The 26,266-nt window shown below is 73.3% G+C and carries 21 protein-coding genes; 13 read left to right on the plus strand and 8 right to left on the minus strand.

Features of this window, described 5'->3' with window-relative positions:
* Positions 1–40: 40 nt before the first annotated feature.
* The 5 genes from K8556_RS35565 to K8556_RS35585 form a co-directional block, all read right to left on the minus strand.
* A complete protein-coding gene (locus tag K8556_RS35565; protein WP_223744567.1) occupies positions 41–3,241 on the minus strand; it encodes an AAA family ATPase in 3,201 nt (1,066 codons plus the stop codon).
* Positions 3,238–4,488 carry a DNA repair exonuclease gene (locus K8556_RS35570; RefSeq protein ID WP_223744568.1) on the minus strand — a complete coding sequence of 417 codons (1,251 nt, stop codon included), beginning with the start codon at positions 4,486–4,488 and terminating at the stop codon, positions 3,238–3,240. Before K8556_RS35570 ends, K8556_RS35565 begins: the two co-directional genes overlap by 4 nt.
* A 235-nt stretch (positions 4,489–4,723) precedes the next feature.
* Complete coding sequence (locus K8556_RS35575; protein ID WP_223744569.1) at positions 4,724–5,128, minus strand: hypothetical protein; 405 nt, start codon at positions 5,126–5,128, stop codon at positions 4,724–4,726.
* Between the two features lie 147 nt (positions 5,129–5,275).
* A complete protein-coding gene (locus K8556_RS35580) occupies positions 5,276–6,232 on the minus strand; it encodes a cyclopropane-fatty-acyl-phospholipid synthase family protein (protein WP_223744570.1) in 957 nt (318 codons plus the stop codon).
* Positions 6,229–7,584, minus strand: a complete 1,356-nt coding sequence (locus K8556_RS35585) for a HAMP domain-containing sensor histidine kinase (RefSeq protein ID WP_223744571.1) — start codon at positions 7,582–7,584, stop codon at positions 6,229–6,231. Before K8556_RS35585 ends, K8556_RS35580 begins: the two co-directional genes overlap by 4 nt.
* Positions 7,585–7,869: 285 nt before the next feature.
* Between K8556_RS35585 and K8556_RS35590 the strand changes: the two genes are divergently transcribed.
* The 3 genes from K8556_RS35590 (at position 7,870) to K8556_RS35600 (ending at position 9,484) form a co-directional block, all read left to right on the plus strand.
* Positions 7,870–8,490 carry a hypothetical protein gene (locus K8556_RS35590; protein ID WP_223744572.1) on the plus strand — a complete coding sequence of 207 codons (621 nt, stop codon included), beginning with the start codon at positions 7,870–7,872 and terminating at the stop codon, positions 8,488–8,490.
* Between the two features lie 68 nt (positions 8,491–8,558).
* Positions 8,559–8,921 (plus strand): hypothetical protein, encoded by a 363-nt coding sequence (locus K8556_RS35595; protein ID WP_120580531.1) that lies wholly within the window; start codon positions 8,559–8,561, stop codon positions 8,919–8,921.
* Positions 8,918–9,484: a GNAT family N-acetyltransferase gene (locus K8556_RS35600; protein WP_223744573.1), complete on the plus strand. Its 567-nt coding sequence runs from the start codon at positions 8,918–8,920 to the stop codon at positions 9,482–9,484. The genes K8556_RS35595 and K8556_RS35600 overlap by 4 nt, the downstream gene beginning before the upstream one ends.
* Before the next feature lie 4 nt (positions 9,485–9,488).
* On the opposite strand, the gene K8556_RS35605 is transcribed toward K8556_RS35600, so the two are convergent.
* Positions 9,489–10,211, minus strand: a complete 723-nt coding sequence (locus K8556_RS35605) for a site-specific DNA-methyltransferase (RefSeq protein WP_223744574.1) — start codon at positions 10,209–10,211, stop codon at positions 9,489–9,491.
* Between the two features lie 201 nt (positions 10,212–10,412).
* Here K8556_RS35605 and K8556_RS35610 point away from each other — a divergent pair, with 201 nt between their 5' ends.
* Both K8556_RS35610 and K8556_RS35615 read left to right on the plus strand, forming a co-directional pair.
* Positions 10,413–11,201 (plus strand): alpha/beta fold hydrolase, encoded by a 789-nt coding sequence (locus K8556_RS35610; protein WP_223744575.1) that lies wholly within the window; start codon positions 10,413–10,415, stop codon positions 11,199–11,201.
* A 13-nt stretch (positions 11,202–11,214) separates the two neighbouring features.
* On the plus strand, positions 11,215–11,649 hold the full coding sequence (locus K8556_RS35615) for a hypothetical protein (protein WP_223744576.1): 435 nt from the start codon (positions 11,215–11,217) through the stop codon (positions 11,647–11,649).
* Here K8556_RS35615 and K8556_RS35620 read toward each other — a convergent pair.
* Positions 11,646–12,344 (minus strand): molybdopterin-dependent oxidoreductase, encoded by a 699-nt coding sequence (locus tag K8556_RS35620; protein WP_223744577.1) that lies wholly within the window; start codon positions 12,342–12,344, stop codon positions 11,646–11,648. The genes K8556_RS35615 and K8556_RS35620 overlap by 4 nt on opposite strands.
* On the minus strand, positions 12,334–12,996 hold the full coding sequence (locus tag K8556_RS35625) for a cytochrome b/b6 domain-containing protein (RefSeq protein ID WP_223744578.1): 663 nt from the start codon (positions 12,994–12,996) through the stop codon (positions 12,334–12,336). Before K8556_RS35625 ends, K8556_RS35620 begins: the two co-directional genes overlap by 11 nt.
* 252 nt (positions 12,997–13,248) lie before the next feature.
* Here K8556_RS35625 and K8556_RS35630 point away from each other — a divergent pair, with 252 nt between their 5' ends.
* The 8 genes from K8556_RS35630 to K8556_RS39320 all read left to right on the plus strand — a co-directional run bounded on the left by K8556_RS35630 (position 13,249) and on the right by K8556_RS39320 (position 26,246).
* Complete coding sequence (locus tag K8556_RS35630; RefSeq protein WP_223744579.1) at positions 13,249–15,894, plus strand: right-handed parallel beta-helix repeat-containing protein; 2,646 nt, start codon at positions 13,249–13,251, stop codon at positions 15,892–15,894.
* Between the two features lie 102 nt (positions 15,895–15,996).
* Positions 15,997–17,928, plus strand: a complete 1,932-nt coding sequence (locus K8556_RS35635; protein ID WP_223744580.1) for a penicillin-binding transpeptidase domain-containing protein — start codon at positions 15,997–15,999, stop codon at positions 17,926–17,928.
* Between the two features lie 205 nt (positions 17,929–18,133).
* Positions 18,134–20,629 carry a magnesium-translocating P-type ATPase gene (gene mgtA, locus K8556_RS35640; RefSeq protein WP_370640019.1) on the plus strand — a complete coding sequence of 832 codons (2,496 nt, stop codon included), beginning with the start codon at positions 18,134–18,136 and terminating at the stop codon, positions 20,627–20,629.
* A gap of 56 nt (positions 20,630–20,685) precedes the next feature.
* On the plus strand, positions 20,686–22,140 hold the full coding sequence (locus K8556_RS35645) for a serine hydrolase (RefSeq protein ID WP_223744594.1): 1,455 nt from the start codon (positions 20,686–20,688) through the stop codon (positions 22,138–22,140).
* A 26-nt stretch (positions 22,141–22,166) separates the two neighbouring features.
* Positions 22,167–22,739 carry a glutathione S-transferase family protein gene (locus tag K8556_RS35650; RefSeq protein WP_223744582.1) on the plus strand — a complete coding sequence of 191 codons (573 nt, stop codon included), beginning with the start codon at positions 22,167–22,169 and terminating at the stop codon, positions 22,737–22,739.
* A 176-nt stretch (positions 22,740–22,915) separates the two neighbouring features.
* On the plus strand, positions 22,916–24,838 hold the full coding sequence (locus K8556_RS35655; RefSeq protein ID WP_223744583.1) for a M23 family metallopeptidase: 1,923 nt from the start codon (positions 22,916–22,918) through the stop codon (positions 24,836–24,838).
* Positions 24,839–24,960: 122 nt separating this feature from the next.
* Positions 24,961–25,506, plus strand: coding sequence for an RNA polymerase sigma factor (locus K8556_RS35660; protein ID WP_223744584.1), 546 nt, complete (start codon positions 24,961–24,963; stop codon positions 25,504–25,506).
* Entirely contained in the window at positions 25,503–26,246 is a 744-nt protein-coding gene (locus K8556_RS39320; protein ID WP_370640020.1) for a hypothetical protein, read from the plus strand. Before K8556_RS35660 ends, K8556_RS39320 begins: the two co-directional genes overlap by 4 nt.
* Positions 26,247–26,266 lie beyond the last annotated feature (20 nt).

A 26,266-nucleotide genomic window follows, 5' to 3' on the forward strand; every position in this document is an offset into this window, starting at 1 on the left:
GTCGAGGGGGCGCGCTCCCAGTATTTTTTTGTGCACCTGCCTATCCGCTGGAGACCACCCGCAGGGGTTGGGCGCCTTCGCGGGGGGACTTCGTGGCGCCGGGCAGCTCCAGGACGTGGGCGCCCTCCGCTTCGAACAGCTCGCGCAGCCACGGGTGGCAGGTGAAGGCGAGGACCTGGTGGGCCTCCGCCATCCTCGCGAAGAGCCGCACCGCGCCCCGGGCCCGCTCTGGATCGAAGTTCACCAGCACGTCGTCCGTGATGAGCGGCAGCGCGCCCCGCGTCTCTCCGAAGTCGCGGATGACGGCCAGCCGGAACGCGAGGAACAGTTGCTCGCGCGTGCCCCGGGAGAGCTGCTCCGCGCTCCAGTCCCTGGCGCCGTCGCTCACCCGCAGCTCGCGCGCGTCCCCGGCCGGGATGAAGACGCGGCGGTAGCGTCCCGCTGTCAGCTCGGAGAACAGCTCGCTGGCCAGTTGGATGACGCGCGGCTGCTGCTCCTCCTCGAACCTCCGGCGCGCCCTGCCGAGCAGCGCCAGCGTCAGCCGGTCCGCCGCGTAGCGCGTGGCCAGCTCCGCCGCCTTCGCCCGCAGCGTCTCCTCCTGGATGCGCAGCCGGGACACGCGGTCGTCGTTCTCCCACTGCGACAGTTGCGCCTTCAGGCTGCCCTGCTCCGTGAGCACGGCCTTGTGGCGCTCGCCCTCGGCCTTGTGGCGCTCGCGCAGCGTGGCGAGCTGTTCCTTCAGGCCCGCCTCGCCGCCCGCCGCGTGGACCTCCTCGTTCGCCGCGTTCTCACCCAGGCCGGTGAGCGCCTGCACCCGCTGGACGTGCTCGCGCACCCGGGCCGCCAGCTCCGCGTACCTGCGCGCCTGCACCGCGCGGCGGCGGAAGGTGGCCTCGTCCTGGCAGCCGCCCTCCGCGAGCAGCGCCTCCCACGCCTGGTCCTCGTCCAGCGCCAACTGGTCCAGCCGCGCCTTCTCCGCGAGCAGCTCTCCGCGCTGTCCGTCCAGGTGCCGCTGGTCGGCCGCCCGGGAGCGCACCTCCTCCAGCGCCACGGACACGCGCGCGGCCACCGTCTCCGCGGGGCCCGGGGGCAGGCCCGCGGCCCGCGCCTCCTGCAACAGCCGCGTCGTCACCGCGCCGCACGCGGCCTCCGCCGCCGTGAACTCCTCCTCGTCCGTGCGCAGGTCCACCAGCCGCTGCCGCAGCGCCGCGGCATCCAGCCACAGCGTCAGCGCCGACGCCGCGGAGAGGGCCTCCGGGAAGCGGCGCGCCACCAGGAAGGCCCTCCACTCCTCGCGCAGCACCTGTTCACGCTGGCTCGCGCGCAGCCGCGCCTCCTCCACGCGCTGGTCCTCGCGCGCCGCCGTGTCCCAGGCCGTGCGCAGCGTGTCCTCCTCGCGCACCAGCAGCTCGCGCCGCTCGGCCTGCGTCAGCAGCTCCGCGAGCAGCGACTCCTGCGCGGCCAGGTCGGACAGCGACGCGCCCGGGGACAGCCCCGCCGCGCCGGAGGCGTTCAGCAGCTCCCGCTGGAGCAGCTCCTCGCGCGCGCTCATCGCCGCCTGCGCCGCGCGGAAGCGCTCCTCCTCCTGCTGCCGCCAGCGGTGCCGCGCCGCCTGCGCCTCCAGGCTGGCCTTGCGCGCCGTCTCCACGCGGTGGCGCACGAGCAGCAGCAACCCCACCAGCAGCAGGGCGCCCACCGCGCACAGCACGCCCACCGACGGGCCCGCGAGCCACGCCGCGAGCGCCGCGAACCCCAGCGCCACGAGCGCCGCCGCCACCACCCACGACAGCGGCAGCAGCGAGCGCAGCGGCACCGCGTCCGTGGGCGCCCGCACGCCGTCCAACTGGCGGCGCTGCTCCATCCGCTGCTCGGCCAGCCGCTCCAGGTCTCCGCGCGCCGCGCGCATCCGCCCCACCGCCGCCTGCCGCTGCCGCACCTGCGCGGGCCGCGCCTCGGGCAGGGCGGTCAGCTCCGCCTGGACCCGCCCCAGCGCCGACTCCAGCCGCGTCCGCTCCTCGCGCGTGCGCGCCTGCTCCGCCTCCGCCCGCGCGAGCGCCGTGTCCGCCGCGTCCAGCCGCCCCGCGAGCGACTCCAGCTCTCCGCGCGCCCGCGCGCCCAGGTCCAGCGCGAGCAGCCCGTCCGCGTCCACCGCGAGCCCCAGCTCTCCCAGCGACTGCTCCAGTTGCCGCCGCCGCGACGTGAGCGACGCCCTGCGCGCGGGCAGCGAGCGGAGCTGCTCGGAGTGTCCGGAGTATGTGGCCAGCGCAGTGCGCAGGGACTCCGCGCGCTCGCGCACGGGCCAGGGGGCCGCCAGCCGCTCCCGCGCCTCTTCGATGGGCGTCAGCCGCTCATGGAGCTGCGCCTGCTGGGCCCGGTACGTCTTGCGCCGCTGGAGCACGTCCTCCAGCCGCGTCTCCGCGCCCGGCGGGAAGGAGTCCAGCGCCGGCAGCGTGGCCAGCTCCGCCCGGTCGCGCGCGAGCACGGCCAGGTCCCCCAGCGCGGACTCCAGGCGCGAGGCGTGGTCCAGTGCGTGTTCGGTGTGCTTGCGCGCCACCTCCAGCGCGTGGCCCTCCGCGACGCGCTCCGCCAACTGGTCGCGCGTGGAGAAGTAGAGCGCGGGCCGGTCCCCCGCCTCGCGCAGCGCCTGCCGCACCTCCTCCAGCTCCTTCATCACGCGGTTCAGCTCGGGCTTCTGGCCGCGCGGCGCGTACAGCGCCTCGGCGTCCTTGCGCAGCCGCTCCACCGCCTCCGGCAACCTGCGCGCGCCCTGCATGCCCGCGGCGAACAGCGCCTCCGACACGCCGCGCTGCTGCGCGAGCCGCTGGAAGGAGGACAGCTCCTCCAGGCGGAAGGCGAACACCTCGAAGAACAGCTCGCGCGGCACGTCCGCCAGCGCCTGGTCGAGCAGCGTCTCCGGCAGCGGCTGCCCGTCCAGGCCGCGCACCGTGAGCGTGCCCTCCGACGCGCGCTTTCCGCCGTGGCGGTGCACCACCAGCGGGCCGCAGGCCGTGTCCAGCCACAGCTCTCCGCCGAAGAGCGCGCCCTCCGGTTCGTAGCGCTCCGGCTGGCCGCGCTTCTCGAAGCCGAACAGCACGCCGCGCAGGAACGCCAGCAGCGTGCTCTTGCCCGCCTCGTTGGGCCCGTACAGCAGCGTGAGCCCCGGCCCCGGCGTCCCCGAGTACCCCCGGAAGTGCCCGAAGCCGTCCACCTGGAAGCGGTTGATGCGCAGGCCCGGCTTCATGATGCCTCCTCGTGGAGCTGCTCCACGCCGCGCTGGCCCGCCTGGGCCACCAGCTCCGGCCGCGGGGCCTCCAGCGCATCCACGCCCAGCCGCTTGAGGCGCTGCCCCAGCGCCGTCAGGTCCTCGTCGTCCCACAGCGCCGCGAGCGCCTCGTCGTCCTGGGACAGCGCCTGGGCCTCTTCCAGCAGCGTGCCCAGGAAGCCGCCCCCGGCGCGCACCGCCTCCAGGTCCACCTCCGGGCGGCTGCCATCGCGCAGCGACTCCAGCAGCACCGGCGGGTGCGCGCGCGCCAGCCGCTCGCGCAGGTCCGCCTCCAACTGCGTCCGGGCGCCCGGCCGCGCGAGCTCCCGGTGCAGCGGGCCGCGTCCGGCCAGGGTGAGGCGCACCGCGTGCCCGTCGAAGTCCTCCGCGCAGCGCGACTCCACCACCTCCGTGGCCACCGCCTGGAGCATGTCCAGCGACGTGACGCCCGCGAGCGGCACGTCCAGCCGGTGCCAGCGCACGCGGTCCACCGGCACGAAGCGCCTGCGCGCGACGCCGTCCTCCACGTCCACCACCACGCAGCCGCGCTCGCCCGTCTCATGCACATGGCGGCCCTGCGGGTTGCCCGGGTACACCGCCACGCCGCCGCCGGGCAGCAGGTGCTCCGCGCGCGTGTGCACGTGGCCCAGGGCCCAGTAGTCCAGCCCGCCCGCCGCCAGGTCCGCGGCCGTGCAGGGCGCGTAGTTCGCGTGGCCCGCGTCGCCGCCCAGGTTCGCGTGCAGCAGGCCCACGCTGAAGTGCTCGCCGGTGCGGCGGAACCTCGCGGACAGGTTCTCGCGCACCTCCACGTCCGGATAGGACACGCCCTGCACATGGCACAGGCGGTGGCCCTCGCGCCGCACCTCCACGTCCTCCCACTCCGGGCCGAACACCTTCACCGTCGCGGGCAGCCCCAGCGCGCCGGTGTCCCCGCTCAGCGGATCATGGTTGCCGTGGACGATGAAGGTCTGGATGCCCGCGCGGTCCAGCCGCGACAGCTCCGTGTGCAGGGCCAGCCGCGCGCGCACGGAGCGGTCCTTCACGTCGAACAGGTCCCCGGCCAGCAGGAGGAACGTCACGCGCTCGCGCAGGCACACGTCCACGATGCGCGCGAGCGCATGGAAGGTGGATTGCTGGAAGCGCTCCAGGAGGGGGCCGTGCGTGGCCACTCCCCGGAACGGCGTGTCCAGATGGAGATCCGCGGCGTGCACGAAGGAGAAGCGCATCGTGCGGGCACCGTACCCGAGTCCTGACCTCCGCCCGACTTTCCCGCCCCCGGGGGTGATGCGCGGGTGGACACAGCACATGCCCCCAGGTCCCAGGCCGCGTTCACCTCTGGAAACCCCGCACGTCGGGTGCACGTCCAGGCCCCTTGCGCTTCGCGCGAGCGCCCCTTGAGCAAAGCAAAGGGGCGCGGGCGCGCCACCCGGGGCACGCCCGCGCCGTCCCAGGCCTCAAGGGTCAGCGGGTGGGCTCGGGGACCGAGCCGCCCGTGTTCCCGGTGTCGGTGTTGCCGCTGGAGCCCGGCGTCACGGAGCCGCCGGTGGTGCTGCCCGTGTCACCGGAGTTGTCCATGCCGGCGCCGCCCGTGCCCGCGTCGTAGCCGGAGCCGCCCGTGCCCGCGTCGTAGCCGGAGCCGCCCATGCCCGGCTCCACCGTCGAACCCGACGAGCCCTGGGTCGTGCCCTGCTCATGCCCCCCGCCCATGGAGGGCTCGGTGCTCTGCGTGCCCTGGGAGCCCTGGGTGCTTCCGGCGCCTCCCGTCCCGCCCACGCCCTCCTGCGAGCGCTCCTTGCTCTGGCACCCCGTCAGGGCCATCGCGCCCGCCACCGCTCCCAGCACCATCCATCGCGTGAAACCCATCATGCACGTCCCCCCTTGTTGGTGTGACGAACCCAAGGCTGGGGGTGGGGCGACGCGAGAGCATCGTCCGGGGGCTGCACGGTGCCGGGCCGCCCTCCCTACGTGCCACGGGGCAGGGGCACGTCGGGTTGTCCGCCCTGTCACGGTGGATCAGGGCTCGCGGCGCAGCACGAGCAGCGCGTACTCCAGGCCGCCATCCAGCAGGCCCTGTTGCAGCCACAGGTGCTCGCGGCGCGACTCGGCGCGCACGGCGTTGAGCGCGGCGCGCAGGCTGTGCGGATCCGTGGGCGCGCGGGCCAGGTGCTCGTGGACGCGCAGCTCCGCGCTCAGCGTCCAGAAGCCCACCGCTCGCGCGGACACGTCGTCATGCGCCTCCAGCTCCAGGCCCGCGTCGCGCGCGTCGGAGAGGAAGGCGTTCACGCTGCCCAGGTGCCGGCTCCACGCGTTGTCGGAGGGGTGCACGGCGTTGGGCCGCACCCAGAAGCAGTCCGCGATGGCGAGCATGCCGCCGGGCTTGAGCCGGGCGTGCACGCCGCGCAGCCACTCCACGCGGGGCAGGGCGCAGGTGTTCTCCACGGCGATGACGGCGTCGTAGCACTCACGGGGCCGGGGCGGCTCGCCCGTGTACGGCCGCACCTGCACGCGCGCGCCCAGGTCCGCCTCGTGCACGAAGCGGCGCGCCTGCTCCAGGTGCGCGGGCACGGTCACCAGCGCCGTCACGCGCGCGCGGTGCTCCTGGGCCCAGTACAGCGCGCTGCCGCCCAGCACGCTGCCCAGGTCGAGCACCTCGACGCCCTCCGGGAAGGGGCCCATGGCGCGCGAGAGCTCCGCGAGCATCCGCTCCTGCGAGTCCTTCAGCCGCTCGCGCAGCTCCGGCGCCGGGGTGCCGGGCGGAGGCAGCCGATCCACCAGCCCCGTGTGGCAGTACACGCGGGGCCCCGTGCCCTGGCGGGCGAGGCCGCGCGCGGCGAGGGCTTCATGGTAGGCGCGCACGTCGAACGGGGTGAGCAGGGGCGGGCCGCTGGACGGATCCACCGCCTCGTTCGTGTCGCGCCCGCGCGTCAGGGACGTGGAGGGGTTCGGGATGAGGGCGCTGAGGGGCTTCATGGGTACTCCCGGGGCAGCAGGATGCGGAGCAGGGCGCCGCCTCCTGGTCCGTTGTGCCGGTGCAGCAGGCCTCCGCTGGCGCGGAGCAGGCACTCGCTGGTGTAGAGGCCCAGCCCCGTGCCCTGGGACTTGGTCGTGTAGAGCTCCTCCGCGGGCGCGTTGAGGCGCTCCGGAGGGAAGCCGGGTCCGTCGTCCTCGATCTCCACCTCCAGGCGTCCGCTGAGCGGTTCGGTGCGCGCCCGGATGAAGACCCGGGACGCGCCCTGCTCGCCATTGCCCTCGCATGCGTTGACAACCAGGTTCTCCACCACCCGGCGCAGCGTCAGCGGCCCGCCGCGCAGGAGCGCGCGAGGCGGCTGGGTCGGCGGCAGCTCCACGTGGATGTCCACGTCGGGGAAGCGCAGGGACACCTGGGCCTGCACGGACTCCAGGACGAGCCCCAGGTCCACGGCCTCCGGCTCCGTGCCGGCGAAGCGGCGGCTCTTGGCGCGCACCTCCTTCACCATCTCCTGGAGCTGCCGCAGGCTGTCCTGGAGCTGGCGGGCCTGGTCCTCGAAGCCGGTGCGCGCGAGCACGCCGCGCTGCGTGCCGAAGGCCTTCATCATGTCCGCGGCGGTGCCGGCGTCGTGCAGCACCTGGTCCATGCCCTGGTGGTGGCCCAGGATTTCCGCCATGGCCTGGGTGAGGCGGCCCACGTCGCGCTCCTGCTGCTCCACGAGCTGCGCGTGCACGGCGGCGCGCAGGCGGTCCGCGTCCGCGCGGGCCTGGTCGTGGCGCGTGGCGAGCGAGCCCAGGTACACCTGGGCGACGAGGGCGGTGGGGCCCACGACGGCGAGGAGCAGCCCGCCCTGGGCGCGCCACGCGAGGGCCGCCGCGCCCAGCAGGGCCACGAGCGTGCCGGCCAGGAGGAAGGGCTCGCGCCACGTCACCCGGTAGCGCTGGCCGTGCACCGCCGAGGTGCCGATGAGCAGCACGCCGAGGACGAGCGCGCCGGGGAGCGCGGCGAGCGCGGTGAGGCCCGCGAGGAAGAAGTGCTCCAGCGCCAGGCCCGGCAGCCACGCGAGCCAGTTGCAGGCCCCCACGCGCCGGTGGCGTGCGTGCACCCAGGCGAAGGCGACGCGGTGGACGGCGCAGGGCAGGAAGCACGCGAGCGCGGGGGTGAAGGGCACGGCGAAGAGGGTGTGGACGCCGGGGACCCAGGTCACGACGCTCACCAGCGCCGAGCCCTGGAGGAGGAAGCCCGCGAGGGGGCGCGCGCGCAGGGACGCGAGGAGCCGGCCCGCGTCCTGGGCGCGCATCCAGCGGCGGAAGGCCGTCACGCCCAGGCAGGAGGACGGGGGCGGGGACTTCACGCGCGGGCTCCGGAGCCGGACCGCGACATGGCGGTGCGGGCAGGACGGTGCCCGGACGGATGCAGGTCTCCGCGATACGGACGCATGCTGGTCAACCCCCCGGCACCAGGCGCAGCCCTCGACACGGAGAAGCAAAGGCGAAGGGGGGCTCGCCGGTCAAACGCGGGGGCGAGGGCAGTGTTGGCCAGTCCGCCGACCCTGGCCTCCCGGTCAGGGCGGGGGAGGACTCCTGTCCGGAGCGACAGTGCTTGGGAGGGCGTGCGGGGCGCGATAGAGGGGCGCCCCATGCGTGACAGAATCCAGACGGTGTTGCGGAACCTGGCTCAATCTCCGGAGTTGGAGGTGCGGTGGCTGCACACGTTGTCGCTGCTGGAGTTCATCGGTGCGCGGAAGATTTCGCGCACGGTGGCGGACCGGCACCCGTCGCTGGAGGTGCTGGGGCACCTGGCGGACGAGACGCGCCATGCGTTCACGTTCAAGCGGCTGGCCTGTGAGGTGGCGGGCCGCGAGGACGTGACGGAGTTCCTGAGCGTGGGCGCGGCGTCCGCGTGGTTCCAGTCGCTGGACCGGCAGCTTGCGGAGTGGGTGACGGGCGTGACGGGGACGGCGGACGTGTACCTGCACTACCTGCTCACCACGGCGGTGGTGGAGCGCCGGGCGATGGTGCTCTACCCGCTCTACAAGGCGGCCACGCGGCACGCGGTGGTGCGCGAGGAGCTGGGGCGCGTGGTGGTGGAGGAGCAGTCCCACCGCCGCGCCATCGAGGACGCCTGCCAGCAGCGCCTGGACAAGGCGGGCACGACGCTGGAGCCCGCGCTCGCGCTGGAGGAGCGCCTGTTCGAGACGTTCCTCACCCAGTTGGAGAAGGACGTGGCCCAGGCGCTCGCCGGAGCCCAGGCGGCCTGATTGCATCTCCGGGGCGCGAGGATTAAGTGACTCACTTCCGCGTCAGAAGTGAGTCAGGAGTGCTCGCCATGTCCCATCGATTGCAGCCCACCGTCTCCGACCCGGTCATGGAGCAGGTCCAACGGCTGCGGCGCGAGCTGGGCGGGGACGTCTCCGAGATCATCACCGAGGCCATCAGCCTGCTGGACAAGGTGGTGCTGGAGGCGCGCCGGGGCTCCCGGCTCGCCTTCGTGCCGCTCCAGCCCGGGCAGCCCCTGCGCGAATACAGCTCTCCGGCGCTGACCCGGCTGGAGTGGAAGGCGATGGACGAGGAGTCCATTGTCCTGCCCGCGAAGGACTTCGACCGGGTGGCCAAGGCCGTGGCCGCGCCCCCGAAGCCGTCGCGCGCGCTGCGCGAGCTCTCCCGCCGCCGCCGTCGCGAGCGCCCTTGAGCCGCGAGCCGCCCGTCATCCCCGCGCCGTTCACGGAAGCGCTGACCCGCGAGGACGCGGCCAGCGGCTTCCAGTGCGAGCACGAGGCCCTCAACCGCTTCTTCCGGCAGGACGCGGGCCAGAACCAGCGCCGCGACGTCAGCCGCACGTGGGTGCTGCGCCGCCCGGACACCCGGCCGGACTGGCCCCGCGTGCTCGGGTTCTACACGCTCGCCGTGGGGCAGGTGTCGCGAGACGAAGCGCCGGAGGCGGTCATCAAGCGTCTGCCGCGCTACCCGCTTCCCGCGGTCATCCTCGGACGGCTTGCCCGGGACTCACGGGTCCGGGGCGCGGGGGTGGGCGAGCAGTTGCTGGACGACGCGCACCGCCGGGCCCTGGCCATCGGGGAGAACGCGGGCGTCGTGCTCGTCATCGTGGATGCGAAGGACGCGTTCGCGGCCCGCTTCTACTCGCGCTTCGGCTACCGGCCGCTCATCGGCGTCAGGCCCGGCGCGCCGGAGTGGCCCCAGCGGCTGTTCCTGCCCTTGAGCCACCTGCGCGCGTCCTTCGAGGACGACGCCTGAGCCGTCAGGCTTCGTCGTCTCCGTCACCGGCCGCGCTGGAGAGCACCAGCTTCCCGCCCGTCCACGCGGCCTGGAGGTTCCTCGCGCGGCGTGCGCGCTTGCGGCTCAGCTCCACGCCCACCGCGTCCAGTCCCAGCGCGTTGGCCACCGCGAGCGCGGTGCCGTGGCCGCAGAAGGGGTCCACCACCGTGCGCGTGCGCGTCTGCTCCAGGATGAAGCGGCACGCCACCAGGCACGCGTTGAGCCCCATGCCTCGCGTCCACGTCACCTCGCCGGGGTCCGGCAACACGTCCGCCGTGGACTTCGCCGCGTCCGCCTTCAACCCCCGGCTGAAACACAGCAGGTGCGAGTACGCCGGCCTCCCGAACGTCACCGTCCCCGGCGCCCGGCGGCACACCACCTTGTGCCAGAGCGTGTCGCACCCCGCCGCCTCCGCCGCCTTCGACACCAGGTAGCCCTTGTCCACCCAGGCGCCGTCCTTCTTCACGTCCGACTGGTAGAACACCGCCACCCCGTCCGCCGGCACCCGCGACAACACCTTCGCCGCCGCCCCCACGAACCAGTCCTTCCACTGGGGCACCGTGAGCTGCGGGAACTCGGAGACGTCCGGCAACGACGCCACCACCGAGCACCCCTCCAGCACCGGCCGCGCCTCCAGCCACGCGAGCGCGTCCTCGCAGTACACCGTGCGCTTCGCTCCCGCCGTCCCGCTGCGTCCATCCGTCATGACGCACCCGAGTCTGCCGCAAGCGCGCACCCGCTCCCACCCTTCATTCCCTCCCCGCCCACCTACCCGTCAGGACAGCTCGCCCTTCCGGCCGCCGGGCAACCCCCGAGCATGTGGACGGCCACGCCCCAGTCGTGGCTTGCTACGCCTCCCCTGCAAGACGTGACTTCTCAGTCTTTCCCCCCGAAGAGGACAGCCCCCATGCCCACGACCCACGCGACGGATGGAACACCCCTGCACTACCGGGTGTTCGGGGACGGTCCTCGCGACGTGGTGCTGGTGCACGGGTGGATGGTGTCCGGCGCGGTGTGGGACTCCATGCTGGAGAAGCTGGACATGACCGGCCTGCGGCTCATCGTCCCGGACCACCGGGGCACCGGGGCCTCCGGACGGCCGGCGTCGGGGTACACGCTGGAGCAGTACGCGAAGGACGTGCTCGCGGTGGCGGACCACGCGAAGGCGGAGCGCTTCGCGCTGGTGGGCCACAGCATGGGCGGGCAGATCGCCAAGTGGGTGGCGGCGGGGTCGCCTTCGCGCGTCAGCGGCCTGGTGCTGCTCAACACGGTGCCTGCGGCCGGGTTGCCGCTGCCCCCGGACGCCGCCGGGCTGTTCCGCACCTCCGCAGGGGACCGGGAGAAGCAGAAGACCATCCTGGGCCTGGCCTGCAAGCAGTTGTCGCCGGAGTCGCTGGAGGTCCTGCTGAAGGACTCGGGCGCGGTGTCGAAGGACGCCATCGAGCAGTGCTTCGACTCCTGGACGGCGGGCGGCTTCGCGGACCGGCTGTCCGCCATCACCTCGCCCACGCTGGTGGTGGCCACGGATGATCCGTTCCTGCCGCCCACGTTCCTGCGGCAGGCGGTGGTGGGGCTCATCCGGAACGCGCGCCTGACGTACCTGCCGGGGCCGGGGCACTACCCCCAGGTGGAGCGTCCGGCGGAGACGGCCGCGCTGGTGTCGGCGTTCCTCGCGGGCAACGCCGCGCAGGCCTGAAGGAGGACGTGACATGGCCTGGGGGATGTCCTTCGAGCGCGACGCCGAGCACGACGTCGTCACCGCGAACTTCACCGACTGCATCCTGGTGACGGACGAGGACGTGGATCGCTGGCGCCGCGACGTGGAGGCGCAGTTCGCCAAGTTCAACGGCCGGGTGGACCTGCTCATCAACCTGGATGGGCTCGTCGTCCGCCACACGGCGGGGCGCACCTTCGGCAAGGTGCGCCGCGAGGTGCTGGAGCGCAACACGCACCGCTCGTACCGCTACGGCGGTGACGAGATGACGCTCATGTTCATTGGCACCAGCGGCGTCATCAACGGCGCCGCGGTGAACCACTTCCCCACGCGCGAGGCCGCCCTGGCGGCCCTGCTCGCCGAGCGCGAGAGCCTGCGCAAGCGCGGCTTCACGCCGTTCCTGCCGGGCGTCGTCAACACCAAGCCCTAGACGCCCGCGAACCACTCGTAGCCCCGGTCCTCCCAGGTGCCCCCCGTGGCCTCCGGGAGGAAGCGCACGGTGGTGAGGTACTTCACCATCTTGTAGCCCAGCTTCACGCCCGAATAGAGGCGCAGCGGCGCGCCATGGCCGGGGATGAGCGGCGCGCCGTTCATGCCGTACGCGAGCACGGTCTGCGGGTGCAGTGCGCTCGGCGCGTCCCAGGACGAGTAGTAGCCCTGGTCGAACGAGCGGAACTCCACGAAGCCCGCGCGCGGATCCGCGCCCACGGCCCGCGCCAGGTCGCGGAGGGCCACGCCGTGCCAGGACGCCACCGCGCTCCAGCCCTCCACGCAGTGGTGGCGGATGCGGGAGTCGGTCCGGGGCAGCCGCCGCAGCTCCTCCAGCGTGAAGGCGCGCGGCCGGGCCACGAGTCCCCCCACCTCCAGCCGCCAGCCCGCGGGGGCCAGCGGCACGGTCTCGGAGATGAAGTACTGGGGGAAGTCGCCGGGCGGGGTGAGCTGCTCGATGGGCTCCTCGGGGGCGAGCCGGGCGGGGTGGAAGAGGGCGGACTGGGCGCGCTCGTTGAAGCGGTCCATCACGCCGAGGAAGCCCGCGCGCGGACGCTGGGAGTCGCACGCGCTGGTGGCGAGCGCGGCGGCGCCCAGGAGGACGCGGCGGCGGGTGAGGACGCGCTCAGCGGGCATCGGGCCTCCTCCCGCCGGTGATCATCTCCCCGAAGGTGCGCGGGTGCAGGGCGACCAGGATGACGTGGCCCACGGTGAAGAACGCGAACAGCGCGAGCAGCAGCAGGTGCACGAAGCGCGCGGGGTCGTAGCCACCGAAGAGCCTTGTGAGCCACTGGAGCTGCACGGGCTTGTAGAGGACGAGCCCGGACAGGATGGACAGCGCGCCCATCACGAGGGTCGTGGTGTACGCCAGCCGCTGGAGCCCGTTGTAGAGCCCCGTCTGCACGGGCGCGGGGCGCAGCCGCAGGTAGTACGCGAGCGTGGCCACGGCGTCGCGCGCGTCGCGGCGCGGGAGGAACAGGCGGCGGCGCCACTCACCGCTGATGGCGAGATAGAGCACGTACGCGAACCCGTTGAGGGCCAGGAACCAGCCGAACGCGAAGTGCCAGCTCCGCGCCCCCGCGAGCCAGTCCCCCAGGCGCAGCCACGACGGCGGCACGGCGTCCTGGAAGGGGTAGAGCGCGAAGGGCCGCCCGCGAGGCCCCATGCGCGGATACGCGACGAGGATCTGCAACCCGCTGGCCGCGAGGATGGCGAGCAGCGGCACGTTGGCCCAGTGTGTGAGCCGGATGGGCCAGGGCTGGGGACGGCGGGACTCGGGCGGGTGCACGCGGCGGAACCCAACACCGCGGCGCCGTGCGGGACCATGCGGCGGGAGGATGGCGCGAACGCTCGTGGGAGGACTTCGCTTACGTCAGGGGACGCCGTACAGGGATTGCCGTGGCACTGGCCCTCGGGTCGCGGAGCATTGGCAGACATTGGACGGCGCGCCGGGCTCGCACGGCCTGGGTCCCCCGTGGATTGGACGTGTGGGAATCCCCCGGTATCGTTCCCTGACCCGTCCACCTTCCCCGAGGATGCCGTGACCCTGAAGCCTGCCCGTGCGTTGCACCTCGTGGGGTTGTTGCTGCTGAGCACGTTCGGTTGCGTGGAGGAGGATCCCGCCGTCACGGCGCCGCTGGCCGGTGGCGCGCGGCTCGTGGTCGCGCCACCCAGGTCCTTGGAGGCCGCCTCGGTGACGGCCTCGGTGACGCATGCGTCGGGCGCCACGGAGTCGAAGGCGCTGACGCTGGCGGCGGATCCGGATGGTGGCCTCGCGTGGTCGGCCGTCGTGAAGCCGGAGTCTCCCGAGGAGGAGCTCCAGCTAACCGTGACCGCCGAGGACGCCGCGGAGGCGGTGGTGGCCTCCGTGAGCCCGAACGCCGGGGTGAAGCTGCCGCAGTACGGGGAGTCGCTCGTGGTCCTGGTGCCCCAGCCCGAGTCCGGCCTGCCGGGGCTGGCCAACCACGCGCCGCGCATCCACGCGGTGCGTGCGCCGCGCGCCATCGTGGCTCCTGGCGACACCGTGGAGCTGCGCGCGGAGGCCAGTGACCTGGAGGGGCAGGCGCTGACCTACGAGTGGACCGCCTCCGGCGGGGTGCTCGATTGCGAGGACGCGGTCTGTGAATGGACGGCGGCGCCCCCGCCGGCCCCCGCTGCTGGCACCGGGGGCGACGCCGGTACCGACTACGACCCGGCCCTCAAGAATGACGCGTTGATCCGCCTGCGTGTCACGGACGCGCAGGGCGCGGTGTCCACGCTCCAGTTCCACATCGGCGTGGGCACCGTGCGCACGCCCCCGTCGCTGAGGAAGACGTGGTTCAACCGGGCCCCCGTCCCCTCCGTGGTGCCCGGGGCTCCCCAGCAGGTGAAGCGGGACACGCCCTTCCAGGTCCAGGCGACGGTGACGGACGAGGACGGGCCCGGCGAGCTGCTGACGTATTCCTGGAGCGCGACGTGCGAGGGCACCTTCGACGACGTCACCCGCGCCACGCCCTCCTTCACTCCGACGGCGGAGCCCCCGGACTGCGCCTGCCAGTTGAAGGGCGCCGTGAAGGACGGCTTCGGTGGAAGCACGGAGCAGCTCGTGAACCTGTGCGTGCGGGCGGAGGCGCCGCCGGTCCTGGAGACCACGTCGCAGTCCGCCACGAGCGCGCTCGCGGGCGAACGGGTGACCTTCACCGTGAACGCGGCGGATCCGCGCGGCGAGGCGATGACGTTCGCCTGGACGTCGAACGTCGGCGCGCTCGGCACGCCGGTGGGCAATGGCGCGGCGAGCACGGTGGACTGGACGGAGCTGTCCTGCCTGCCGGCGGACGTGACGCCCACCGTGGAGCTGGTGGTGACGAACGCCTCGGGCGCCAGCACGCGGCACTCCTTCCCCGTGACCTGGATGGGCCGGCGCTGCGGCCCGGGTGAGACCGCCTGCGCCATCACGCTGTCGCCGGGAGAGGTGACGCTGCGCGAGGACTGCGTGGTGCAGAGCGCGGTGTTCATCCCGGACGGCTTCACGTTCAACGGGGGCGGGCACACGCTGACCGCGTCCGAGGCGGGCGCGGGGGACCACTACAAGGGCGCGGTGCTGCGCAACCGGGGCGCGGTGGCGAATGTGCGGGACGTCACGGTGACGGCGCGGGGCCTGTCGGACGTGTGTGACGGGGACGCGGACCGGCTGCGCGGCATCCTGCTGGAGGGCGCGGGCGGCACCATCGAGGACACGGTGGTGGAGGACCTGAACCAGGCGGACAACATCGGCGGCTGCCAGGAGGGCTTCGCCATCGACGTGCGCAACCTCGCGCCGGACGCCGCGCAGGTGGCGGTGACCGTCCGGAACAACCGGCTCACGGGCTACCAGAAGGCGGGCGTGGTGGTGCTGGGGCGCGTGGCGGCGACGGTGGAGGACAACGACATCGACGGCCTGGGCCCCACGGACCGCATCGCGCGCATCGGCATCCAGCTCGCGCACGGCGTCTCCGGCCAGGTGGTGCGCAACCAGGTGCGGGGCAACGCGTACATCTTCGAGCGCGACTCCGGCTCCGGCATCCTGGTGTTCGGCGGCCCGTACTACGGCGCGGGACGCGAGCTGTGCCACGGCCTGCGCATCGAGGGCAACGTGCTGACGGAGAACGACGTCGGCGTCAGCCTGCTCCAGGCGGTGGACCTCGACTTCACGCCCCCGCCCGAGTCCCAGGACATCCAGGTGGTCGACAACACGCTGACCAAGGCGGGCCTGACGGGCTCCTATCAGGCCGCCATCTCGGACAACGGGACCGCGAACCTCATCAGCCGCAACCGCATCAGCGGTGCCGGCTACGACCCGGCCGAGTACCCGGACAACGCCCTCTCCGTGGACGTGACGCTCCAGGGCGATGCGCGGCAGGTGGGCTTCGCCACCCCGGCGCGGACGCTGGACGTGGGCGTGTGCTCGGAGGTGCTGGTCGTGCAGGGCCGGGACCTGGCGGACAACCTGGCCCCGCTGTCCGTGCCGGAGGTGACGCTCGCCGCGTCGGATCCCGGCGCGACCTTCCACCTGCTGCCGGACTGCTCGGACGCTCCCGTGACGGTGGTGAGCCTCAAGAACCCGCAGCGCGAAGGCCTCTTCTACGTCCGCGCTGCCGCCTCCGACCCGCTGACCGTCACGGCGACCGGCGACGGCGCGAGCAGGAGCCAGGAGCAGACGGTCCGCTGAGCCACGCTCCGCGTGCGCGCGGCGGCCCGACCGCCGGTCCAGGTGGAGACGATGGCCGCCGGATGTTCGCCTCGGCGAAGCGGGCGCGGTAGAGGGGAACGCGTGTACGGACGGGCGGTCATTTCCTGGGTGGGGCTCTGCCTCCTGTTGCTGCTTCCCGCGTGCGCGCCGCGAGCCACGAAGCCCGCCGCGCCCACCGCGCCCGCCGTGGCGCCCGGAGGCGTCGAGGCGCTGGCCCTGCGCTACCTGGACGCCTGGGCGCGCAACGACGTGGCCGCGCAGCGCCGGATGCTCGTGGACGCGCCCCCTGACTTCGACGCGCAGCACGCGCGCTGGCGGCAGGACCTGGGCGTCATCGCCTCGCGCTTCGACCCGGTGGTGCTCGAGTCCCAGGACGCCACCACCGCGGTGGTGCGCTTCCGCGGCGTGCACACGCTGCGCGGCCTGGGCGACTGGGAGGTCGAGTCCCGCCTGCGCTTCGTGCTCCGGGGCAGCCGCTGGAGCCCGCGCTGGACGCCGGAGGTGTTCCATCCCGACGCGCGGCCCGGAGACCGCTTCGGCCGCACGCGGAGCTGGGGCCCTCGCGCCGACCTGCTCGACGCGAACGGCGACCCGCTCACCCAGCCGGGCGAGGTGATCCGCGTCGGCGTGCTGCCGGGCCGGGTGAAGGACCGCGCGGCCGTGGCCAGCGTGCTCCAGTCGCAGCTCGGCGTGGACCCCGCGAAGGTGCTCGCCGCGCTGAACGCCGCGAGCGCGCAGCCCGAGCAGTTCCTCGCGTTCATCGACGTGCGCCAGGAGCGCTACCAGCAGGTGCGCGCCGTGCTCGCGCCGGTGCCCGGCATCTTCTTCCGCAAGCGGCCCGCGCGCCTCTCCCCCGCGGAGGGCTTCGCCGTGCACACGCTGGGCCGGGTGGGGGAAATCACCGCGGAGGTGCTCCAGGCGCTGGGCATGCCCTACCAGCCGGGCGACGTGGTGGGGCTGTCCGGCCTGGAGCGCGCGCAGGAGCGGACGCTGGCGGGGCGTCCCTCCGGCGAGGTGCGGCTCCAGCGCCGCTCCGGCGGCAGCGAGCTGCTGTACCGCTTCGAAGGCGAGCCGGGGCGCGCGGTGCGCACCACGCTGCGCATGGACGTGCAGGCGGCGGCGGAGGCGGCGCTCGTGGACGTCACCCGGCCGGCCGCGCTGGTCGCGGTGGACACGGCCACGGGCCAGGTGCTGGCGGTGGCCAGCCGGCCGCTCGGCGAGGGGTGGCACCGCGCGCTGATGGGGCGCTACCCCCCGGCGTCCACGTTCAAGCTGGTGACGGCCACGGCGCTGCTCGAAAGCGGCCTGAAGCCGGACTCCCGCGTGGAGTGCCCCCTGGAGGTGACGGTGGGCCGCAAGCGCTTCCGCAACTTCGAGTCCGAGGTGCTGGGCGCCACCACGCTGCGGCGGGCGTTCGCGCTGTCGTGCAACACGACGTTCATCCAGCTCGCGGCGAAGCTGGACCCCCGCGCGCTGGAGGACGCGGCCCGGCGCTTCGGCTTCGGGGTGTCCTACGACGTGGGGCTGCCGTCTCCCGGCGCCACCTTCCCCCCGCCCAAGGACGACGCCGAGCGCGCGGCGGACGCCATGGGCCAGGGCCGCGTCCTGGTGACGCCGCTGCACATGGCCACCGTCGTGTCGGCGGCGGCCACCGGCGTCTGGCACGCGCCCAGCCTGCTCGCGGACGCGGCGCCCGGCCCGGAGGCGCGCCTGGGCCCGGGCACGACGGACATGCTCCGCGAGCTGATGCGCGCGGTGGTGACGGACGGCACGGCGAAGTCCGCCGCCAGCATCCAGGGGCTCATCGGCAAGACCGGCACCGCGGAGTTCGGCACGTCCGTGCCGCCGGAGACCCACGCGTGGTTCGTCGGCGTGCGCGACGGCATCGGCTTCGCGGTGTTCGTGGAGGGCGGCGGCGTGGGAGGCCGCGTCGCCCTGCCGCTCGCGGTCCGGTTCCTCCAGGGGCTGGACGCGGCCTCGGTCCTCTCCTTCAAGCGGGACGACGCCAGCTAGGGCAGCGGGGCCGTCCCTCCGAGCGCCGCGCCCCTTCCCTCGCCGGCCGCTGGTCACCCCGGAGGACCCTGCCCACGTTGCGGGGATGGGCGCCCAACGCTCGAGCGGCCAGGGCACCGGGCCCATGGCGCACCCCCCGCGTCACTCCGGCGCGCGGCGGAGGCAGGCACCGGCGCGTGAAGGGCCCCCCGCCTGGAGCGAGCCGGTGGAGTCCCTGCGCGCCCGGCTGGGCGCCCCGCTCCAGGGGCTGTCCTCCCAGGAGGCCGAGGAGCGGCTCGAGTCCCTGGGCCCCAACGAGCTGGAGTCCCGCCGGCGCCGTTCGCTCCCGCTGGAGCTGCTGCTGCGGCTGGGCAACCCGCTGGTGCTGGTGCTGCTGGTGGCGAGCGGCATCTCGGCCGTCGTCCACGACCTGACCAGCTCCGCCATCATCGCCGTCATCGTGTTGATCAGCGTGACGCTGGACTTCGTCCAGGAGCACCGCGCCAGCAACGCGGCGGAGCGCCTGCGCGGCGCGGTGGCCCTGCGCGCCCGGGTGCTGCGCGACGGCGTGGAGCAGGAGCGGCCCGCCACGGAGCTCGTCCCCGGGGACGTGGTCCTGCTGGCCACCGGCAGCCGCGTGCCCGCGGACGCGCGCCTGCTGGAATCGCACGCGCTGTCCGTCAACGAATCGCTGCTCACCGGCGAGCCCTACCCCGTGGAGAAGACGCCGGGCCTGGCGCCCGCGGACGCGCCGCTCGCGGAGGTGGACAACACCGTCTTCGCCGGGACGTCCGTGCTGGGAGGCACGGCCCGCGCGCTCGTGTTCGCCACCGGCCGCGACACGGAGGTCGGCGGCATCGCCCAGGGGCTGGACGCGCCCGTCGCCTCCACCGCCTTCGAGCGGGACACGCGCCGCTTCTCCGTGATGCTGATGCGGCTCACGGTCCTGATGGTCCTGTTCGTGCTCCTGGTGAACCTGACCCTGGAGCGCCCGCTGCTGGAGTCCTTCCTCTTCGCCATGGCCCTGGCGGTGGGGCTCACGCCGGAGCTGCTCCCCATGGTGGTCTCGGTGACGCTGGCGCGGGGCGCCCTGCGGCTCGCGGACCAGGAGGTCATCGTCAAGCGGCTGAGCGCGGTGCACGACCTGGGCTGCATGGACGTGCTGTGCACGGACAAGACGGGCACGCTCACGGAGGCGAACATCCGGCTGGCGGGCACGGAGGACGCCGCCGCCCGGCGCAGCGAGCGCACCCTCGCGTGGGCCTGTCTCAACAGCCACTTCGCCACCGGCCTGCGCAGCCCCATGGACGAGGCCATCCTGGCCCGGGGCGCGGAGTGCACGCAGGGCTGGCGCAAGCAGGACGAGCTGCCCTTCGACTTCGAGCGCCGCCGCGTGTCCGTGCTGCTGGAGAAGGAGGGCCGCCGCGTCCTGGTGGTGAAGGGCGCGCCGGAGGCCCTGCTGTCCCGCTGCGAGGCGTGTGAAGTCCCGGAGGGCCCGCCGCGGGCCCTGGACGTGGACGCGCGCGAGGCGCTGCAAACCCGCGCCGACGCCCTGGGCGAGCAGGGCTTCCGGGTGCTGGGGCTGGCCTGGCGCGACGCCCCGTCCCAGCGCGAGCCGCTGTCCCCGGAGGACGAGACGGGCCTCGTCTTCGCGGGCTTCGCGTCCTTCCTGGACCCGCCCAAGCAGAGCGCCCGGCCCGCGCTGGCGGCGCTGCGCGACGCGGGCATCGCGGTGAAGGTGGTGACGGGCGACAACGCGCGGGTGGCGGTGCACGTCTGCCAGGAGCTGGGGCTGGAGGTGCGGGGCGTGCTCAACGGCGCGGAGCTGGCCCTGCTGGACGACCCGGGCCTGCGCGCGCGGGCGGAGGACACCACCGTCTTCGCGCGCGTGTCCCCCGCGCAGAAGAGCCGCATCCTGCGCGCGCTGAGGCAGCGCGGCCACGTGGTGGGCTACCTGGGGGACGGCATCAACGACGCGCCGTCGCTGCACGAGGCGGACGTGGGCATCTCCGTCGCGGGCGCGGTGGACGTCGCCCGCGAGGCCGCGGCGCTCCTGCTCCTGCGCCAGGAATTGGGCGTCCTGCACGACGGCGTCCAGGAGGGGCGGCGCACCTTCGGCAACGTCATGAAGTACATCCGCATGGGGACCAGCTCCAACTTCGGCAACATGCTGAGCATGGCCCTGGCGTCGCTGGTGCTGCCGTTCCTGCCCATGCTGCCCATCCAGATCCTCCTCAACAACATGCTCTACGACGTGTCGGAGCTGGCCATCCCGCTGGACACGGTGGACGCGGAGCAGCTCTCGCGGCCCACCCGCTGGGACCTGCGCTTCGTGCGCCTCTACATGGCGGTGTTCGGCACGCTCAGCTCGCTCTTCGACGCGGCGACCTTCACGGTGCTGCTGCACGGCTTCCACGCCGGGGCGCCGCTGTTCCAGACGGGCTGGTTCATGGAGTCGCTGACCACGCAGGTGCTGGTCATCTTCATCATCCGCACCCGGGGCGGCGTGGCGCGCAGCCGCCCCGCGCGGCTCCTGGTGCTGTCGTCGCTGGGCGTGGTGGCGGTGGCGTGCGTGCTGCCCTTCACGCCGCTGGGGCACTACTTCGGCTTCGTGCCGCCGCCGCCCGCCATCCTCGCCGCGCTGGGCGCGCTGGTGGCGCTGTACCTGGGCTGCGCGGTGGTGCTCAACCGCTGGTTCTTCCGCCGCTTCGACACCGCCTGAGGATGCAATCGCCCCGCCAACGGGGCGTAGGGAGGCGCATGCGAGTGAGCCCCCGAATGACCTGGAACCCGTTGCGCGTGCTGGCCATGGCGCTGCTGGTCATCCCTATCGCAGCCGGTGCCGCGACGCGGCAGCAGGAGCTGGACAGGCTGCTGACGCAGTACCACCAGTTGCGCCAGTTCAACGGCGCGGCGCTCGTGGCCAACGAGAAGGGCGTCGTCCTGAAGAAGGCCTACGGCCAGGCCAACTTCGAGTGGAACGTGCCCAACACGCCGGACACGAAGTTCCGCCTCGCGTCCGTGTCCAAGCAGTTCACCGCGATGGTCATCCTCCAACTGGTCGCGGAGGGGAAGCTGAAGCTCGAAGACACGGTGGCGTCGGCGCTGCCGGACTACCGCCAGGACACGGGCTCGCGCATCACCGTCGCCCACCTGCTCAACCACACGTCGGGCCTCCCCAACTACACGAGCCTGCCGGACTTCTTCGCCCGGGATTCGCGCGTGCCGTACCCCGTCGCGGACTTCGTGAAGCGGTTCGCCAGCGGCGACCTGGAGTTCGAGCCCGGCTCGAAGTTCGCCTACAGCAACTCCGGCTACTTCCTGCTGGGGGCCATCATCGAGCGCGTCACCGGCAAGACGTACGCGCAGGCGGTGCGGGAGCGCATCTTCACGCCGCTGGGCATGAAGGACTCCGGCTACGACGTCGCCGCGACGGTGCTCCCCAAGCGCGCCAGCGGCTACGAGCTGGGGCCGGAGGGCTACGTCAACGCCCCCTACCTGGACATGTCCGTGCCGTACGCCGCCGGGTCGCTGTACTCGACGGTGGAGGACCTCTACCGCTGGGACCGGGCGCTCTACGAGGACAAGCTCCTGCCGGAGGCCCTCAAGCAGAAGATGTTCACGCCCGGCCTGGAGAACTACGGCTACGGCTTCTCCATGGACCCGCTGAAGCTGGACGACGGCAAGACGGAGCTGGCCACCATCAACCACAGCGGCGGCATCAACGGCTTCAGCACGCGCATCTACCGGGTGCCCGCGAGCCGGGAGGTGGTCATCCTCCTGGACAACACGTCGCGCGGCGACAAGCTCAAGCCGCTGGCCGCAGGCCTCTTCAGCGTGCTCCACGGCATCCCGCCCAAGGCGCCCCGGACGGGCATCCGGGAACTGCTGAGCCAGACGCTCGACAAGCAGCCCATCGCGAAGACCATCGCGCACTACCGCGAGCTGAAGGCCACCAGGCCTGACGCGTATGACTATTCCGAGGAGCAGCTCAACAGCCTGGGCTACCAGTTGCTCCGGACGGGCCGCGCGGCGGACGCAGTGGAAATCTTCAAGCTCAACGTGGAGGTGTTCCCGAAGGTGGGCAACGGCTATGACAGCCTGGGCGAGGCGTACCTCGGGGTCGGCGACAAGGAGCAGGCGCGCGTGAACTACCGCAAGGCCCTGGAGCTGGACCCGAAGAACGCCAACGCGGCGGCCGCGCTCCAGAAGCTGGGGACGGCCGTTCCCTGAACCACGACTCGCGAAAGGGTGCCTGCATGAAGCTCTATTTCAATCCGCGCAGCCGGGCGATCATTGGCAAGTGGATGCTCGACGAGGCGGGGGCCGAGTACGAAATCGTGCCCATCGACCTGGAGAAGCGGGAGCAGAAGTCGCCGGAGTTCCTCAAGGTGAACCCCGCCGGCAAGCTGCCCGCGCTGGTGGATGGAGCGGCGCGCGTGTTCGAGAACGCGGCCCTCTGTCTCTACGTCGCGGACAAGTACCCGCGGGCGAAGCTGGCACCCGGTCTGGATGCGCCCGAGCGCGGCCGGTACCTGTCGCTGATGGTGTACTCCACGTCCCAACTGGAGCCGTCCATGGGCGACCACATGGCCAAGGCCCCCACGCCGCCGCAGCGCGGGTGGACGGAGTACGCGCAGACGCTGGACGCCATGGAGCGCGAGCTGGGGGACGGGCCCTACCTCTTCGGCGACTGGTTCACCGCCGCGGACGTGATGATCGGCTCCATGTTCATCTACCAGCGCATGCTGGGCGGTTCGACGGGGCGTCCGAAGCTGGAGGCCTACGTGGACCGGCTGCTCGCGCGGCCCAAGTGCATGAAGCTGGGCTGAGGGGCTCCGGGCCTCCGGGCCTCAGGGCGCGGCGAAGACCCGAGACACCGGGTCGGGTGTGAGGAATCGCGCGGCGGGGGTGAGGGGAAAAAAGGGGCATTTGCGTTGGGTGGGGGCAGGCGCGAAACCGGAACGGCCCTCACGGCCGCCGGGCGCCCCGCCTCGGGAGCAACCCCATGTCACCGTCCCCACGCCTCCGTTCCGTGGCCCGGCTCACCGCCGTGGCCTTCTCCACCCTGGGCTTCAGCGCGTCCGCGCAGACGTATGCCTTTCCCGGCGCCAGCGCGGACCTGCCCGAGGGCAGCCACTGGTGGATCGCCAGCGGCCACGGCGGCACGAACAACCGCGACCTGGAGGCCGTGCGCTTCGACGACGACGCGAAGCGCTTCACCCGCGTGAAGCTTCCCTTCGCGGACTACGCGGCCGACCCGAAGAACTCCGACTGGGTCATCTACGGGCTGCCCGTCTCCGCCATCGCGGACGGCGAGGTGCTCACCTGCTGGCGCAACGCCCCGGAGGGCCTCAAGCCGGTGGTGTACGGCGGTGACGACGTGCCCCACCCGGGCCGCACCTCCAACCCGCTGCGCATCCCGCGCTCGGGCAACCACGTGAACGTCCGCACGGACGACGGGAAGATCATCCTCTACGCGCACCTGCAGCCCGGGAGCGTCCCGGAGGAGCTCTGCCCCTTCAACGACACCTACGTGGCGGACGCGGAGGACCGCGTGGGGGACCTGCCCCGGGAGGTCATCGTCCCCGCGGCGCAGCGGGTGCGCGTGAAGCGCGGGCAGTTCCTGGGCCGCGTGGGCAGCTCCGGCGCCTCGTCGAATCCCCACCTGCACGTGCACCTGCAGCCCATGACGAGCGACACGACGGTGGGCACGTCCCTGCCGCTGCCCTTCTCCCACGCGTGGCGGAAGAACGGCGACGTGGACTTCGACTCGCCGCTCGTCTTCGACCCGCTCCAGAACCAGGCGCTCGACCAGTTCCCCTCCGCCATCCACCCGGATCCGCTGCTGCGCCGGGGCGACATCACCGGGGACCCGGTGCTGGAGGTGGCGACGGCGTCCTCGGGCAGCATGGTGGTGACGGCCACGCGGGACGTGACGGGGCGGCTGGCGCTGGGCTCGTGGCAGCTCACGGGGGGCGGCAACTTCACGAAGCTCCAGGAGGCCTCCGCGGGCGCCGCGAGCTCCATCGCCATGGCCCACCCGCACAGCGGCTCCACCCGCGACGTGGTGACGGCGCTGCGGGATGGCGGCGGGAACCTCAAGCTCATCGCCTGGCAGGTCGCCTCGAACGGCGCCATCGTGCGCAAGGGCGAGGCCGGCGGTGACGCGGACGCGACGGAGATCAACGTCGCCGCGCTGCCTTCGGGGCTGGGCGTGGTGAGCGCCATCCGCGACGCCACGGGCCACCTGAAGGTCAGCACCTGGGAGACGACCACGACGCTGGACACGGTGACCCGCATGGGCAACGGCTTTGGCGAGGAGGCGACGAAGGTGGCGATGACGCCCATCCTCAACGGCCGCGTGGACGGGGACGTGGGCCGCTTCACCGGCGTCGTCACGGCGGTGCGCACGCCGGGGGGCAACCTGAGCCTGACGGCGTGGGAGATCACTCCGCAGAAGACGCTCATCCCGCGGGGCACCCACCTGGCGGGCGCGGTGACGGACCTGGCCCTCAGCACCGTCACCGTGCCGGACGGCTCGCGCGACGTGGTGGTGGCCAGCACGCGCCTGACCAACGGGGTGCTGCGCAACATCTCCTTCGACGTCACCGCGGCCGGACAGTTCGTGCGCCGTGACCACGAGGACGGCGAGGCCATCCTGGACCTGAGCGCGACGCGCGTGGGCGGCGCGCACCTGGTGACCCCGGTGCGCGACACCACGGGCAACCTGCGCGTCTACACCTGGGACGTGGGCGTGGACGGCAAGGTGCGCCGCACCGGCAAGGAGCGCGCGGGCGCCATCGTGTCCGGCCTGTCCGCCACCTCCACCACCGTGGGCGTCCGGCTCGTCGTCACCGCCGTGCGCCTGACGACGGGCACGGGGGGCGGGGACCTGCGCCTGATTGCCTGGGACGCGAACCTCCGGTAGCGCGAGTGTCATTCCCCAGCGCTCGTGGACGCTGGGGAATTTTCCCGGATTGCCCGGCTTCTCCCGGGCGCCGATGATGCGTTCGAACGACGCTCGGCGCCCTTTTCGCGAGGAGAGGCATCTTGGAGTTGCGACACGGCCCATGGGCGGGAGCTTCCCCGGACGCCGGTTTGGAGACGCTGCGGCGGGACCTGGGCCGGGCGCTCGCGAGCGTCTGTCCCGCGTCGCTCGCGGACCGGCGGGAGGACCTGTTGCAGGTCGCGATGATGAAGGTGGTGGAGCTGCGCGGGCGCACGAAGGGCCAGGCGGAGCTGACCCCCGCGTACCTGTACCGGGTGGCGTACACGACGCTCATCGACGAGCTTCGGCGGATGGGGGCGCGCAAGGAGGTGGCGTTGGAGGAGGTGGAGCAGGGGCCTCAACACCCGGTGGCGCCGGGGGACCCGGAGCGGGCGGCGGGGGCCGCGCAGATTGCCCGGGCCGTGCGTGACTGTCTTCAGGGGCTGGTGCGGGACCGCCGGCTCGCCGTGACGCTGCACCTGCAGGGGCACACCGTTCCGGAGGCCGCGGAGCTGCTGGGGTGGGAGGCGAAGCGGACGGAGAACCTCATCTACCGGGGGTTGAGCGCGCTGCGTGCCTGTCTCTCCCTGAAGGGAGTCCAGCCGTGAGCGACCGCCGTCCCGAGGATGAAACGCTGGAGGCCGCGGGCGTGGAGCGGCTGCGCACGGCGCTGCGCGAGGACGAGGCGGAGGGGGAGCCGGTGGACGCGGACCTCGTCTGGCGCGCGGTGAGGCAGGAGCTGCCGGTGGAGGAGCGCCGGGCGGTCGTCGAGCGCGTCTCGGCGGATCCCGCCTGGGCGCGGGCGTGGCGGTTGGCGAAGGCGATGTCGCGGGCAGCGGCGGAGGCGGAGCGGGGGGCTCCGGCGGAGGGGGAGGCGGCGCCGCCGGCGGCAGGCGAGGAGGCACCCGCGAAGGTGGTGCCGCTGACCGCCCGGCGCTCCTGGCAGGCAAGGCCCGCATGGGCCGCGATGGCGGCGGCGGTGGTGGTCCTGGTGGGCGCGGTCGTGGTGGTGCGGCAGCAGCAGGCGAGGGAGGACCCGGCGCGCATCCGCGGTGGTGCGTCGGGGGCCATCACCTCGCAGGTGCCGGAGGCCACCGCGCTTCCGCGCGAGCGGTTCGTGCTGCGCTGGAGCGGCGTGCCCCAGGCGGTGTCCTGGAGCGTGCAGGTGTCGTCGGAGGATTTGAAGGTGTTCCATCGCGCGGAGCGGCTGGAGTCGCGCGAGTACACGGTGCCGCCGGACGTGCTCGCGGAGCTGCCCTCCGGGGCGCGCGTCCTGTGGCAGGTGGAGGCGCGGCTTCCGGATGGAAGCGTCCAGCGCGGCAGTACGTTCGTGAACCGGTTGCGGTGAGTGCCGCACCACCTTGGGCC

The organism is Corallococcus sp. AS-1-12 (assembly GCF_020036995.1).
Lineage (GTDB): Bacteria > Myxococcota > Myxococcia > Myxococcales > Myxococcaceae > Corallococcus.

What these genes read in the sequence shown, in the direction of transcription:
- K8556_RS35565 (WP_223744567.1), bottom strand. Translation starts at nt 3,241, where the DNA reads ATGAAGCCGGGCCTGCGCATCAACCGCTTCCAGGTGGACGGCTTCGGG.
- K8556_RS35570 (WP_223744568.1), bottom strand. Translation starts at nt 4,488, where the DNA reads ATGCGCTTCTCCTTCGTGCACGCCGCGGATCTCCATCTGGACACGCCG.
- K8556_RS35575 (WP_223744569.1), bottom strand. Translation starts at nt 5,128, where the DNA reads ATGATGGGTTTCACGCGATGGATGGTGCTGGGAGCGGTGGCGGGCGCG.
- K8556_RS35580 (WP_223744570.1), bottom strand. Translation starts at nt 6,232, where the DNA reads ATGAAGCCCCTCAGCGCCCTCATCCCGAACCCCTCCACGTCCCTGACG.
- K8556_RS35590 (WP_223744572.1), top strand. Translation starts at nt 7,870, where the DNA reads ATGCGTGACAGAATCCAGACGGTGTTGCGGAACCTGGCTCAATCTCCG.
- K8556_RS35595 (WP_120580531.1), top strand. Translation starts at nt 8,559, where the DNA reads ATGTCCCATCGATTGCAGCCCACCGTCTCCGACCCGGTCATGGAGCAG.
- K8556_RS35605 (WP_223744574.1), bottom strand. Translation starts at nt 10,211, where the DNA reads ATGACGGATGGACGCAGCGGGACGGCGGGAGCGAAGCGCACGGTGTAC.
- K8556_RS35610 (WP_223744575.1), top strand. Translation starts at nt 10,413, where the DNA reads ATGCCCACGACCCACGCGACGGATGGAACACCCCTGCACTACCGGGTG.
- K8556_RS35615 (WP_223744576.1), top strand. Translation starts at nt 11,215, where the DNA reads ATGGCCTGGGGGATGTCCTTCGAGCGCGACGCCGAGCACGACGTCGTC.
- K8556_RS35620 (WP_223744577.1), bottom strand. Translation starts at nt 12,344, where the DNA reads ATGCCCGCTGAGCGCGTCCTCACCCGCCGCCGCGTCCTCCTGGGCGCC.
- K8556_RS35645 (WP_223744594.1), top strand. Translation starts at nt 20,686, where the DNA reads ATGACCTGGAACCCGTTGCGCGTGCTGGCCATGGCGCTGCTGGTCATC.
- K8556_RS35650 (WP_223744582.1), top strand. Translation starts at nt 22,167, where the DNA reads ATGAAGCTCTATTTCAATCCGCGCAGCCGGGCGATCATTGGCAAGTGG.
- K8556_RS35655 (WP_223744583.1), top strand. Translation starts at nt 22,916, where the DNA reads ATGTCACCGTCCCCACGCCTCCGTTCCGTGGCCCGGCTCACCGCCGTG.